This is a genomic window from Agromyces sp. NPDC055661, from assembly GCF_053618135.1.
The window spans coordinates 77,872-91,130 of the sequence record NZ_JBSHHC010000001.1; the positions used below are offsets into that span (position 1 = coordinate 77,872).

Genomic DNA, 13,259 nt, shown 5'->3' on the forward strand with positions numbered 1-13,259 from the left:
GATACGTCCTCGGGGTACCTGTCCCCCGGAAGAACGGGTGAACCGTTACCGAATCGTTTGCGGTGACGGTACGGCGTGTCCCCCGAACCGAGGACTGAGCGCGTGATATGTGCCCCCATCGGGGGTCGAACGACGTCCTGAGACGATTCAGTCCCGGTCGCGACGCACGACGGCCTCGGCCTGCCGGAGGAGCGGCGCGTCGACCATCGCGCCGCGGAAGGCGAACACGCCGGGCTCGTCGACGGCGGCCGCGAGCACGGCGCGGGCCCACTCCAGCCGCTCGGGGTCGGGTCGGTAGGCATCGCGCACGACGTCGACCTGCGACGGGTGGATGCACGCCGTGGCCGCGAAGCCGACCGCCGCGGCATCCATCGCCTCGGCGCCAAGGCCGTCGACGTCGGCGATCTCGAGGTGCACGGTGTCGATCGCGGCGACGTCGTGCGCGCCCGCCGCGAGCAGCACCTGGGACCTGGCGTGCGTCGCCACGTCGCGGTACCGGCCGTCGGCGTGCCGGCTCGAGGATCCGCCCAACGATGCGACGAGATCCTCGGCGCCCCACATGAGCGCGGAGACGTTCGGGAGCGCGGCGACCTCGGCGGCGGCGAGCACGCCACGCGCCGTCTCGCAGAGTGCGACGACCTCGTACTCCTCGAGGTCGACGAGGTCGGCGGTGCCCTCGCACTTCGCGAGCATGACGGTGCGGTACGCGGTGCCGGCGAGCGCGGCGAGGTCGTCCGCGAAGTACGGGCTCCCGGCCGGGTTCACGCGCACGATGACGCGCTCGGCGTCGAGGTCCGACTCGACGAGGGCGATGCGCGCGTCGCGCTTGTCGGCGTCTGCGACGGCGTCCTCGAGGTCGAGGATCACCGCGTCGGCCCGCTGGAGCGCCTTCGCGTAGCGGTCGGGACGGTCGGCCGGGCAGAACAGCAGGGCCGGACCGAAGCGGAACGGCGGGTGCGTCATCCGTCGCTCCCGGATGCCTCGTCGGTCGCGGCTGCCTCGGTCGCGCGCTCCCCCGCCGCACGTGTCCACACGAGCATGGTGCGCGACGCCGTGGCGACGACCACGCCGTCCTGGTTGCGCGCGGTGTGCCCGAGCACGACGATCCCCTCCCCGGGTCGCGACGACGACAGGCGCTTCGACTCGACGACGCTCTCGCCGTAGACCGTGTCGCCCACGAACACCGGGTTCGGGAACGCGACCGCCCCGAACCCGAGGTTCGCGACGAGCGTGCCCTGCGTGAGCTGCCCCACGGACTGCCCGACGAGCGTGGACAGCGTGAAGAGCGAGTTCACGAGGATCCTGCCGAACGGCTGGCGCGCCGACCATGCCGCGTCGAGGTGCAGCGGCTGCGGATTCATGGTGAGCGTGGTGAAGAGGACGTTGTCGGCCTCCGTCACGGTGCGGCCGGGGCGGTGCAGGTAGCGCACGCCCTCCTCGAACTCCTCGAACCAGAGTCCGCGCTGCACGACCTCGCGCATCGGGGCATCCGTCATGACGCTCCCCTCCTCCCCGGCGGCCGAGCCGCCCTAGCCGGCCAGCCCGAGCTCGCGGGCGATGACCATGAGCTGCACCTCGTTCGTGCCTTCGCCGATCTCGAGGATCTTCGAGTCACGGTAGTGCCGGGCCACGGTCGTCTCGTTCATGAAGCCCATGCCGCCGAAGATCTGGGTGGCGTCGCGGGCGTTCAGCATGGCGGCGTCGCTCGAGACGAGCTTCGCGATCGCGGCCTCCTTCTTGAACGGGAGGCCGGCGTCGGCGCGCCGCGCCGCGTCGTGCCACGCGAGCCGCGCGGTGTGCACGCGGGCCTGCATCCCGGCGATGGTGAACGCGATGTACTGGTGGCTCGCGATCGGCACGCCGAAGACGTTGCGCGTCTTCGCGTAGGCGAGGGCCTCGTCGAGGCATCCCTGGGCCGCACCCGTCGCGAGGGCGGCGATGGCGATGCGTCCCTCGTCGAGCGTCCGGAGGAAGTTGGCGAAGCCGCGACCGCGCTCGCCGAGCAGGTTGGCGGCCGGCACCCGGACGTCGTCGAACGTCAGCGGGTGGGTGTCGGAGGCGCGCCAGCCGGACTTGTCGTAGCTCGGCCCGACGGTGAAGCCGGGCGTGCCGTTCGGCACGATGATCGTCGACAGCTCCTTCGAGACGGAGCCGTCGGGGCGCGTGCGCTCCCCGGTCACCGCGGTGACGGTGACGAACCGGGTGATGGGCGTGCCCGAGTTGGTGATGAACTGCTTCGAGCCGTTGACGACCCACTCGTCGCCGTCGAGCACGGCCGTCGTGCGGGTGGCGCCAGCGTCGGAGCCGGCCTCGGGCTCGGTGAGGCCGAAGCCCGCGAGACCGCGGCCCGCCACGAGGTCGGGCAGGAACTCGGCCTTCTGCTCCTCGGTGCCGTGGCGGAAGACGGGCATCGCGCCCAGGCCGACGGCCGCCTCGAGGGTGATCGCGATCGACTGGTCGACGCGTGCGAGCGCCTCGATCGCGAGGCACAGCGCCATGTAGTCGCCGCCCTGTCCCCCGACCTCCTCGGGGAACGGCAGGCCGAAGAGTCCGAGCTCGCCCATCTGCGCGACGACGTCCATCGACAGCTCGTGCGTGCGGTCGGCCTCGTAGGCCTGCCGGGCGACGACGGTGTCGGCGAACTCGCAGACCATGTCGTACAGCTGCTGTTCCTCGTCGGTCAGGTCGTGCATGGTGCTCCTCATTCCTGGTCGGATGCGTTCGCCACGGCGCCCTCGTGAGGGCCGTCGGTCGATTGGGGTTCGGATGCCTCGGCGTGCGGCTCGATGCGGGCGACCGCCTGGTCGCGGCTCACGAGGTCGCCCACGGCGACGCCGAGCCGCACGGTGCCGTCGAAGGCGGCGACGACGCGGTGCTCCATCTTCATCGCCTCGATGGCGACGATGGCGTCGCCCTCCTCGACGCGGTCGCCGTCTGCGGCGAACACCGCAGTGACGGTGCCCGGCATGGGGGCGCGCAGCTCGGGCTCCGCGGCGAGTCCGCCGCGTTCGGCCGCGGCGCGTCGTTGCTCGGCGCGGGTCCGACGGTCGACGCGCACGAAGGCGATGGACTCGCCGTCGCGGTGGACCCAGACCGCTCCGTCGTCGCCGATCCGGACGACCTCGTCGGCCGAAGCGGATGCCGCGGCGCCGTCGGGGTCGGTCGCGACCTCGCGCACGTCGTGCGGATGGTCGCGCGGCGCGATCAGCACCCCGAGCGGGCGCGCGGTGCCCGGCCGCCAGCCCGCGGCCGACTGCCAGGTCCGCGGTCCTGCCGCGATCGACGCGAGCCGGCCTGCGACGTCGTCCCTGACGAATCGGTGCGCTGCCGCCTCGACGAGCGACGGCGACAGGTCGGTCGCGTCGGCCTCGGGCATCCGATCGATGAGTCCGGTGTCGAGGTCGCCGGCCTGCACCGCGGGATCGGCGAGCAGGCGCCGGAGGAAGGCGATGTTCGTGTCGACGCCGAGCACGACGGTGTCGGCGAGCGCGCGGTCGAGCCGGCCGAGGGCCTGCGCGCGATCGGAACCGTACGCGATCACCTTGGCCATCATCGGGTCGTAGTGGGCGGTGATCTCGAGGCCCTCGTCGATGCCCGCATCGACGCGCACGCCCTCGCCGACCGGGGCGCGCCAGGCGAGCACCTCTCCGGTCGACGGGAGGAAGCCGCGGTGCGGGGTCTCGGCGTAGACGCGGGCCTCGATCGCGTGCCCGTGCAGCTCGATCTGCTGCTGCGCGAGGGCGAGCGGCTCGCCGGCGGCGATCCGCAGCTGCTGCTCGACGAGGTCGATGCCCGTGACGAGCTCCGTCACGGGGTGCTCGACCTGGAGCCGGGTGTTCATCTCGATGAAGAAGAACTCGTCGGGCGCGGCATCCGACACCAGGAACTCGACCGTGCCCGCGCCGAGGTAGTCGACGCTGCGCGCCGCGTCGCACGCCGCCTGTCCGATGCGCGACCGGGTCTCGGGATCGAGCAGCGGCGAGGGCGCCTCCTCGATGACCTTCTGGTGGCGTCGTTGCAGCGAGCACTCGCGCTCGCCCAGGTGGATGACGGTGCCGTGGGCGTCGGCCAGCACCTGCACCTCGATGTGGCGGGGGCGCTCGATGAGCCGCTCGATGAGCATCGTGTCGTCGCCGAACGCGGCGAGGGCGATGCGGCGGGCCGCGGGCAGCGCAGCGGCCAGCTCCTCGGCGTCGCGCGCGACCTGCATGCCCTTGCCGCCACCGCCGGCCGAGGGCTTCACGAGCAGCGGGAATCCGACGGACTCCGAGGCGGCGATGAGCGCGGCGTCGTCGAGGGTGGGGTCGGCGATGCCGGGCACGGTCGGCACGCCGGATGCCTCGACGTGCCGCTTCGCGCGGATCTTGTCGCCCATCACCTCGAGCGCCTCGACGCCCGGACCGACGAACACCAGGCCCGCGTCGCGGCAGGCCTCGGCGAACCCGGCGTGCTCGGAGAGGAAGCCGTAGCCCGGGTGGATCGCCTGGGCGCCGGTCGCGAGTGCCGCGGCGACGATGCGCTCGGGGTCGAGGTAGCTCTCGGCCGCGGGGGCCGGCCCGATGCGCACGGCCTCGTCGGCGAGGCGCACGTGCGGGGCGTCGGCGTCGGCGTCGGAGTAGACCGCGATCGAGCGGATCCCGAGGCGGCGCAGCGTGCGGATGACCCGCACGGCGATCTCGCCGCGGTTGGCGACGAGCACCCGGTCGAAGGGTCGCGGCCCGGCGTTCGACGCGGCCTGCGGCGTCGGTTCCGATGCCCGATCGGGCGGGCTCGTGAGCGTGACCATCCGCGCCTCTCTGCGACGTCGTCCGCGCGCCATCCAGTTAGCGCGCACTAACTGGATTCGATGTTAGCGGTCGCTAACTGAAATGACAAGAGGACTATCGGCCGACCTTGCCGAACAGCCCCGCGATCGGCGCGAGGAGCGACGGCCGAGCGGCGACCCACGCCGCGGCGATCACCACGAGCGAGGCGACGAAGATCCAGAAGCCGAGCCAGCCGTCGGCGTCGCTCGCCGCGTACATGTGGTTGAGGTTGCGCAGCGCCCCGGTCAGGAAGACGAGCGTGACGTGCACCACGATGAACGCGACGAAGTAGAGCATCACCGGGAAGTGCACGGCCCGTGCCCACTCGACGGGATACACGCGGTTGAGCGTCGTCGCGTTCTTCGGCCACAGGCCCGACATGCGCACGCCGGTGATCGCCGCGAGCGGCGCCGCGACGAAGATCGTCACGAAGTACGCGAGCACCTGGAGGCTGTTGTAGTTGACCCACCCGTTCTCGAGCGGCCAGTCGAGCGACAGGTACTGCAGGCCGGCCGAGATCGCGTTCGGCACGACCTCCAAGCTCGTCGGCACGACGCGCATCCACTGCCCGGTCGCGAACAGCAGCACCACGAAGACGAGTCCGTTCGCCAGCCACAGGATGTCGAGCGACTGGTGGAACCACAGGTTCAGGCTGATCCTGCCCTGCCCGCCCTTTGCCCACCTGGGCGTCCAATAGGCCGGGGGCCGCCGCTCGGTGCGCACCTGCAGCCCCGAACGGATGATGAGCACGATCAGGAACACGTTGAAGAAGTGCTGCCAGCCGAGCCACGCCGGCAGTCCCACCGGCGCGCCCTCGGGGAGCGGCGTCTCGCCGGGGTAGGTCGCGAGGAAGCCCTGCATGAACTCGAGCCCGATGAACCAACGGGTGAGCTGCACCACGATCGTCGCGGCGCCGATGATCGCGAGGATGCCGACGACGGAGGCCCCGACCCACTGCTTCAAGGTGAGGCGGCCGTATCGCTTCGGGCCGGGCTGCGTGGGGGTGCTCGGTGCTGCGGTGGCGGGCACGGCGGGTGCGGCGGCCGGCGCGGCCGGTGCGGTCGCCGCAGCCGGCTCGGCCGGCCGCGCGGGCGCCGCGGGCGCGGTCGCCACGGATGCCGCGGGAGCCGAGGCCGTGGGGGCGGGCATGGCGGGCGGCGCGACCTCCGCTTCCCTGGGCGGTGCGGATGCCACCACCGACGCCGCGGGCGCGGACTCGGCGGGCGGTTCGGCCGCTTGCAGCTCCGCCGCGGGCGCCGCCGTCGTGGCCTCGGCGATCGGTGCGACGACTGACGCAGGCGGCCACGCGTCTCCCCCGGCGACCCTCGGGAGCCCGCGGCGAAGTCCGGTTGACGTCGCGGCCGCCGAGGCTGCTGCGGCAGCGGCGACCGGAGCGGACCGCGCAGCAGGTGCCGCGGGGACGGCCGACTCGGTGACGGGCTCCGCGGCTGCTGTGGGCGACGGCGCCGGCGCGGCATCCCTCACCGCAACCTTCGGAGCAACCGTCGACTCGCCGACCACCGGCCACGGCGCACCGCCGGGCACGCGCGGGAGCCCGCTTCGACGCCGCCGACCCGACGCCCCCGCCGTGGCCGCGACGACTGGAGCTGCAGGCGTGGACGGCACAGGCGGCGCAGGCGTCGTCGCAACGGGTTCCGCGGCGATCGCCATCGTGGCGGCCGCCGGAGTCGCTGGGGCCTCGACCGGCGCATCGACGACCGACGCCTCGCCGGCCGGCGGCCAGGGCTCACCGCCGTGTTGCCGAGGCAGTCCCCTGCGCAGGTTCCGCACCGCGGTCACGGGTCAGCGCTTCCGTTCGGCGAGCGCGCTGATCAGCTGCGGGACCACGGTGAAGACGTCGCCGACGACGCCGAAGTCGGCGACCTCGAAGATCGGCGCGTCGGGGTCCTTGTTCACGGCGACGATGTTCTTGGCCGTCTGCATGCCCGCGCGGTGCTGGATGGCGCCCGAGATGCCGAGGGCGATGTACAGCTGCGGCGAGACCGAGACGCCGGTCTGCCCGACCTGGGCGCTCGCCGGGATGTAGCCGGCGTCGACGGCGGCGCGCGACGCGCCGACAGCGGCGCCGAGCGCGTCGGCGAGCTCCTCGACGAGCGCGAACTGCTCGGCGGAGCCGAGGCCACGACCGCCCGAGACGACCCGCTTCGCCCCACGCAGCTCGGGTCGGCTCGACGTCTCGGTGACGGCCTCGACCGACTCGATGGTGGCGGATGCCGCGCCCGAGGCGGGCACCTCGAGCGACTCGAGGGCGACCGGCCGTGCCTCGGCGCGCGCGTCGACGGCGCCCTGGCGCACGGTGACGACGAGCGGCCCGAAGGTCGCCGCGGAGTCGACGTTGTACGCGCCCCCGTAGACGGAGTGGTGGGCGATGACTCCCTCGTCGTCGCGCGAGACGCCGATCGCGTCCACGGCGATGGCGGCGCCGGTGCGGGCCGCGAACCGGCCCGCGACATCGCGGCCGTCGATGGAGTTCGAGACGAGCACCGCCTCGGGCGCGACGAGGGCCGCCGCCGCGGCGAGGGCGTCGACCTGCGGGATCGTGAGGTCGGACGACGCCGAGGCCGTCTCGACGGCGAGCACGCGGTCGGCTCCGAGCGCGGCGGCCTGCTCGGCCAGCGACTGCGCCCGTCCGGGCGTGGTGACGGCGAGCGCGACGGGCGTGCCGACCTGCGAGGCGGCAGCCAGGAGGCCGGCCGCGCTCGTCGCGAGCTCGCCGGTCGGCGTCGCCTCGAGCAGGACCAGGATCGAGTCTGCGGGGAAGTCGGTCATGATCGTCCTCTCAGACCAGCCGGTTCTCGATCAGGAACTCCGCGATCCTCGTGCCGCCGTCGCCCTCGTCCGTGATCTTGGTCCCCGCCGTGCGCGGGGGCTTCTCGGCGATTGCGGTCATGATCGACACGGCGACGGACAGGTCCTCGGGGTCGATGCCCAGCTCGGTCGCGCTCAGCGTCTCGAACGGCTTCTTCTTCGCGGCCATGATGCCCTTGAAGTTCGGGAAGCGGGCGTCGGGGAGCGCCTCGGTGATCGAGATGACGGCCGGCAGTGGGGCGCTCACGCGCATGACTCCGCCGTCGACGGTGCGGGTTCCCGACACTGCGTCGGCCGCGATCTCGACGGACGAGAGGGCGGTCGCGTTCGGCACCTCGAGCAGCTCGGCGAGCATGGCCGGGATCACGCCGCCGCTGCCGTCGGTCGAGAGGTTGCCGGTGATGACGAGGTCGAACCCGGTGCGCCGGATCGCCGCGGCGAGCGTGCGCGCGGTGAGGCCCAGGTCCGCAGCCGCCAGGCCGGGGTCGGCGATGTGCACGGCGGAAGCGGCTCCCATGGCCAGGCCCTTGCGGATGGTCGTCGCGGCGCTCTCGGCCGACATCGACAGGACCACCACCTCGGTGTCGTCGTGCCCGTCGGCGTAGGTGAGGGCCACCTCGAGGGCCCGTTCGCTGATCTCGTCGAGCACGGCCTCGCTGGCTGCGCGATCGGCGAGCCCCGTCTCGAGGTCGAGCTTGCGCTCCCCGTAGGTGTCGGGGACCTCCTTCACGAGGACGATGATCCTCATCGGGCCCCGCTCCTCGGCGTGCTCAGCATGACCATCGGCGCCTCTCTGCGACGTTGCTTCGCGCGCTCGCGGTGAGCGCGCCGAACCCGAACTAGGTTAGTGGCCGCTAACTGAAATGGCAAGCGACGCGCGGCGGGCGGGCGACCGCGCGCGTGGGCCGAGGCGATCAGCGAGCGCCGGATGCCGCGACGGCGTCGGCGAGGCGCTCGACCCCGAACTCGAACGCGCGATCGACGTCGCCGCCGAGACGGAACGCGCCGGCGAGCTCCATGCTCACGAACCCGTTCGCCCAGGCGGTGAACGTGCGTGCGGCGTCGAGCGCGTGCTCCTCGCCCGCCAGCTCCCCCGAGACGGCCACGACCGACGCGCTCGACCGTGCCAGCGAATCGGGATCGAGTCGCAGCTCCGCGCCTGGCGCGAAGATGAGCCGGAACGCCACCGGGCGTCGACGGGCGAATGCGCGGACGGCGCGCGCCATCTCCCGCAGCCGCTCGCGCGGGTCGCGCTCGAGATCGCCGGCCGCCGCGTCGACCGAGTCGCCGAGCTCGCGCAGTGTCGCGTCGGCAACGAGGGCCACGAGCGCGTCGCGGTTGCTCACGCGCTTGTAGAGCGAGGGCGCGCGCACGCCGACGCGCGTGGCGACCGCCTGCATGGTGAGGCCGTCGAGCCCGTCGCGCTCGAGCAGCTCGCGCCCCGCCTCGACGATCTCGGCGAGCGACGTGCGATCGGGTGTCGGCATGTGGTCCTCCCGGAGTCCAACGGCGGTCGATCCCAGTCTCGGCTATTGACCGTAGCCATCATAGCTATGTAGCATAGCTATCGTCCACCCCAGCCATTCAGATCGAGGATCCAGGATGCAACTCCGACCCCACCTCCACCGCGTCGGCAACGACCTCGTCGCGGTCTACCTCGTCGACACGCCCGAGGGCGTCACCGTCATCGACGCCGGCCTCGCCGGGCAGTGGTCCGACTTCACCGCCGAGCTCGCCGCCATGGGCCGCTCGGTCGACGACGTGCGCGGCGTCGTCCTCACGCACGGCGACAGCGACCACATCGGCTTCGCCGAGCGCCTCCGCCGCGATCACGGCGTGCCGATCCACGTGCATGAAGCGGATGCCGCGCGCGCACGAGGCGAGGTCTCGACCAAGCCCGAGTGGGGCCACCTCAAGCTCGGCGCCACCGCGAAGTTCCTCTGGTACGCGATGCGCAAGAACGGCCTGCGCACGACCCCGGTCGCCGAAGTCGTCCCCGTTCACGACGGCGACGTGCTCGACCTGCCGGGCTCGCCGCGGGTGATCGGGATGCCCGGCCACTCCCCCGGCAGCATCGCGATCCACGTGCCCGCCGTCGACGCGGTGTTCGTGGGCGACGCGCTCACCACGCGACACGTCCTCACGGGCGCGAACGGTCCCCAGCCGGCACCGTTCACCGACGACCCCGCCGGGGCGATCTCCTCCCTCCAGCACCTCGACGGGCTCGGGGCCACCTGGGTGCTGCCCGGCCACGGCACGCCGTGGAACGGCGGCGTCGATGAGGCCGTGCGGCGGGTCACCGAGGCTGCGGGGCATCCGGCGGCCTGATTCGGACCATTCCGACGCTGCGGCCGAGGATCGAGCGGGCGCGGATGCAGGGTGGGACCCGGCATCCGCGCCGTTTCGACTCGACTACCCCCGGCGGAGGATCACTCGCGAGGTCGTCACATCCGGAACAGGCCGAACGCGGGCTCGGGCAGCGGCGTGCGGCTCGCGAGCTCGAGCGCCAGGCCGAGCACCGTGCGGGTGTCGGCGGGGTCGATGATCCCGTCGTCCCACAGTCGCGCCGTCGAGTGGTACGGGCTCCCCTGGTGCTCGTACTGCTCGCGGATCGGCGCCTTGAACGCCTGCTCCGCGTCATCCGACCACGCTTCGCCCCGCACTGCGAGCTGGTCGCGCTTCACGGTCGAGAGCACGGATGCCGCTTGCTCGCCGCCCATCACCGAGATGCGGGCGTTCGGCCACATCCAGAGGAACCGCGGTGAGTACGCCCGGCCGCACATGGAGTAGTTGCCGGCGCCGAACGAGCCGCCGATGACGACCGTGAGCTTCGGCACTCGCGTCGTGGCGACGGCCGTGACCATCTTCGCGCCGTGCTTGGCGATGCCGCCGGCCTCCGCATCGCGACCGACCATGAAGCCCGAGATGTTCTGCAGGAACACCAGCGGGATGCCGCGCTGGTCGCAGAGCTCGATGAAGTGCGCGCCCTTCATCGCCGACTCGCTGAACAGCACCCCGTTGTTCGCGATGATGCCGACCGGGTGGCCGTCGATGTGGGCGAAGCCCGTCACGAGGGTGTCGCCGTAGTCGGGCTTGAACTCGTTGAACTCGCTCGCGTCGACGAGGCGGGCGATGACCTCGTGCACGTCGTACGGCTGCTGCACGTCGACCGGCACCGCGGCGAGGAGGTCGGCGGGGTCGACGGCGGGCGGACGCGACTCGCGCACCGCCCAGGCGCGCTCGGCGGGCTGCGGCAGGGTCGCGACCATGTCGCGCACGAGCTCGAGCGCATGCTCGTCGTCGTCGGCGAGGTGGTCGGTGACGCCCGAGATGCGCGAGTGCAGCTCGCCGCCGCCGAGCTCCTCGGGGGTGACGACCTCGCCGATCGCGGCCTTCACGAGCGGCGGACCGCCGAGGAAGATGGTGCCCTGGTTGCGCACGATCACGGACTCGTCGCTCATCGCGGGCACGTACGCGCCGCCGGCCGTGCACGAGCCGAGCACGGCCGCGAGCTGCGGGATCCGCATCGACGAGAGTTGGGCCTGGTTGTAGAAGATGCGGCCGAAGTGATCGCGGTCGGGGAACACCTCGTCCTGCTTCGGCAGGAACGCGCCGCCCGAGTCGACGAGGTAGACGCACGGCAGGCGGTGCTCGCGGGCGACCTCCTGCGCACGCAGGTGCTTCTTCACCGTCATCGGATAGTAGGTACCGCCCTTGACCGTGGCGTCGTTGCAGACGACCACGACCGGACGGCCCTGCACGAGCCCGACGCCCGTGATGATGCCGGCGCCCGGCGAGTCGCCGTCGTACAGTCCGTCGGCCGCGAGCGGCGACAGCTCGAGGAAGGGACTGCCCTCGTCGAGCAGCCGGTCGACGCGGTCGCGGGGCAGCAGCTTGCCGCGCGAGACGTGCCGTTCGCGGGATGCCTCGGGCCCGCCGAGGGCGGCCGTGGCGAGCTTCTCGCGGAGCTCCTGCACGAGCTCCGCGTGGCCCGCGGCGTTGCGCCGCGCCGCGTCGCTCGAGGGGTCGATGCCCGTCGTGAGGGTCGTCATGGCCTGCCCGTCTTCGTCGACGGCGTGCCCTCTTGTGCGGGGCACGCCATTTCGGTTAGTGTTCACTAACTCGATTCCCGATGTTAGCGAGCACTCACCGACATGGCAAGCACCCTCGACGACGCGGCGGTCCCCCTCGCGGACCCGCAGGCCGACGCCCCGGCGACCGGCCTGCCGCGCACCGAGCGCGGACGGCTCAAGGCCGATCGACGCGCCGCGATCCTGAGCTCGGCCGCCACGCTGTTCGCCGAGCGCGGTTACGCCGGCGTCACGATCGAAGACCTCGGTGCCGCCGTCGGCGTGTCCGGTCCGGCCGTCTACCGGCACTTCCCGGGCAAGGCCGCCGTGCTCGCCGCGATCCTCGAGGGCGCCAGCCGTTCGCTGCTCGAAGGTGCGGAGGGCGTGCTCCGCGACGCCCCCGATGCGGCCGCCGCACTCCGCTCGCTCATCCGCTTCCACGTCGACTTCGCCCTCGGCGAGGCCGACGTCATCGTCGTGCAGGACCGCGAGCTCGAGCAGCTCGACGGCGGTGCACGGCACGAGGTGCGCTCGCTCCAGCGGCGCTACGTCGAGCACTGGGTCGACACCCTCTCGCGACTCCGGCCCGATCGGGCCGAGACGGAGCTCAGGTTCCGGGCACACGCCGCCTTCGGACTCCTGAACTCCACTCCGCACAGCGCCCGCATCCCTGGGCGCAGACCCGCCGACGGCACCGTCCGCGGCATCCTGGAGGAGATGACATGGGCGAGCCTCATGTCGTGACCCTGCGCGCGACCCGCGACGGGGATCTCGATGCACTGTTCACCTTCGAGCAGGACGAGGCGGCCGTGCAGATGGCCGCGTTCACGCCGCCCGACCCGACCGACCGCGCCACGTTCGACGCCCATTGGCGCCGGCTCCTCGCCGACCCGTCGGTCGACGCGCGCACGGTGCGCGCCGACGGCGCCGTGGTGGGCAGCGTCGCCCGCTGGTACGACGAGGGCACGGCCGAGATGACCTACTGGATCGACCCTGCGCACTGGGGCGAGGGCATCGGCAGCCGCGCGGTGCGACTGTTCCTCGACGCCGTCCACGACCGCCCGGTGCGCGTGCGCGTCGCCGCCGACAACGCGCGCTCGATCGCGATCGTCGAGAAGCTCGGCTTCGTGCAGGTCGGCACCGAGCGGAGCTTCGCGAACGCGCGCGGCATCGAGGTCGAGGAGCGGATCTACCTCCTCGACTGAGTCGGCGTCGGCCCGGTCTCAGCCCGGCGTCGCGCCGAGCTCGTCGGCGATCGCGCGGATGCGCAGCGCGAGGTCCACGTCGCGCTGCGTGACCCCGCCCACATCGTGCGACGTGAGGGCGAACTCCACGTGGCCCCAGCCGAGCCGCACGTCGGGGTGGTGGTTGAGTTCGTCGGCGACCACCGCCACCCTGTCGACGAACTGCACCGCGCTGCGGAAGTCCGCCGTCGTGAAGGCGCCCACGAGGTGGTTCTGCGAGTTGCGGAATCCCGAGCCCTCGAGGCTCGCGTCGGTCTCGGTCGGCGAGAGGATGCTGCGTGCGTCCATGACGCCCATCCTCCCGCCGATCG

General features: G+C 72.5%; 13 protein-coding genes. 3 read left to right on the forward strand and 10 right to left on the reverse strand.

Features of this window, described 5'->3' with window-relative positions:
- Positions 1-147: 147 nt before the first annotated feature.
- The 8 genes from ACWGO8_RS00365 to ACWGO8_RS00400 form a co-directional block, all read right to left on the reverse strand.
- Positions 148-963, reverse strand: a complete 816-nt coding sequence (locus tag ACWGO8_RS00365; protein ID WP_452041195.1) for an HpcH/HpaI aldolase/citrate lyase family protein — start codon at positions 961-963, stop codon at positions 148-150.
- Positions 960-1,496 (reverse strand): MaoC family dehydratase, encoded by a 537-nt coding sequence (locus tag ACWGO8_RS00370; RefSeq protein ID WP_452041196.1) that lies wholly within the window; start codon positions 1,494-1,496, stop codon positions 960-962. Before ACWGO8_RS00370 ends, ACWGO8_RS00365 begins: the two co-directional genes overlap by 4 nt.
- A 33-nt stretch (positions 1,497-1,529) precedes the next feature.
- Positions 1,530-2,693 carry an acyl-CoA dehydrogenase family protein gene (locus ACWGO8_RS00375; protein ID WP_452041197.1) on the reverse strand — a complete coding sequence of 388 codons (1,164 nt, stop codon included), beginning with the start codon at positions 2,691-2,693 and terminating at the stop codon, positions 1,530-1,532.
- An 8-nt stretch (positions 2,694-2,701) separates the two neighbouring features.
- Positions 2,702-4,786, reverse strand: coding sequence for an acetyl/propionyl/methylcrotonyl-CoA carboxylase subunit alpha (locus ACWGO8_RS00380; RefSeq protein WP_452041198.1), 2,085 nt, complete (start codon positions 4,784-4,786; stop codon positions 2,702-2,704).
- Positions 4,787-4,880: 94 nt separating this feature from the next.
- Positions 4,881-5,999: a cytochrome b/b6 domain-containing protein gene (locus ACWGO8_RS00385; RefSeq protein ID WP_452041199.1), complete on the reverse strand. Its 1,119-nt coding sequence runs from the start codon at positions 5,997-5,999 to the stop codon at positions 4,881-4,883.
- 609 nt (positions 6,000-6,608) lie between these two features.
- On the reverse strand, positions 6,609-7,595 hold the full coding sequence (locus ACWGO8_RS00390) for an electron transfer flavoprotein subunit alpha/FixB family protein (protein WP_452041200.1): 987 nt from the start codon (positions 7,593-7,595) through the stop codon (positions 6,609-6,611).
- Positions 7,596-7,605: 10 nt separating this feature from the next.
- The gene (locus tag ACWGO8_RS00395; RefSeq protein WP_452041201.1) at positions 7,606-8,382 is read right to left on the reverse strand and encodes an electron transfer flavoprotein subunit beta/FixA family protein; all 777 of its coding nucleotides are present in this window, start codon (positions 8,380-8,382) and stop codon (positions 7,606-7,608) included.
- 166 nt (positions 8,383-8,548) lie between these two features.
- On the reverse strand, positions 8,549-9,121 hold the full coding sequence (locus ACWGO8_RS00400; protein WP_452041202.1) for a TetR/AcrR family transcriptional regulator: 573 nt from the start codon (positions 9,119-9,121) through the stop codon (positions 8,549-8,551).
- A gap of 115 nt (positions 9,122-9,236) precedes the next feature.
- On the opposite strand from ACWGO8_RS00400, the gene ACWGO8_RS00405 reads away from it, so the two are divergent.
- On the forward strand, positions 9,237-9,962 hold the full coding sequence (locus ACWGO8_RS00405) for an MBL fold metallo-hydrolase (protein ID WP_452041203.1): 726 nt from the start codon (positions 9,237-9,239) through the stop codon (positions 9,960-9,962).
- 116 nt (positions 9,963-10,078) lie between these two features.
- On the opposite strand, the gene ACWGO8_RS00410 is transcribed toward ACWGO8_RS00405, so the two are convergent.
- Positions 10,079-11,686: a carboxyl transferase domain-containing protein gene (locus tag ACWGO8_RS00410; RefSeq protein ID WP_452041204.1), complete on the reverse strand. Its 1,608-nt coding sequence runs from the start codon at positions 11,684-11,686 to the stop codon at positions 10,079-10,081.
- Positions 11,687-11,788: 102 nt separating this feature from the next.
- Here ACWGO8_RS00410 and ACWGO8_RS00415 point away from each other — a divergent pair, with 102 nt between their 5' ends.
- The gene (locus tag ACWGO8_RS00415) at positions 11,789-12,448 is read left to right on the forward strand and encodes a TetR/AcrR family transcriptional regulator (protein WP_452041205.1); all 660 of its coding nucleotides are present in this window, start codon (positions 11,789-11,791) and stop codon (positions 12,446-12,448) included.
- Complete coding sequence (locus ACWGO8_RS00420) at positions 12,427-12,909, forward strand: GNAT family N-acetyltransferase (RefSeq protein ID WP_376956925.1); 483 nt, start codon at positions 12,427-12,429, stop codon at positions 12,907-12,909. The genes ACWGO8_RS00415 and ACWGO8_RS00420 overlap by 22 nt, the downstream gene beginning before the upstream one ends.
- 18 nt (positions 12,910-12,927) lie before the next feature.
- Here the strand turns inward: ACWGO8_RS00420 and ACWGO8_RS00425 are convergent, their stop codons facing one another.
- On the reverse strand, positions 12,928-13,236 hold the full coding sequence (locus ACWGO8_RS00425) for a 4a-hydroxytetrahydrobiopterin dehydratase (RefSeq protein WP_452041206.1): 309 nt from the start codon (positions 13,234-13,236) through the stop codon (positions 12,928-12,930).
- Between the last annotated feature and the right edge of the window lie 23 nt (positions 13,237-13,259).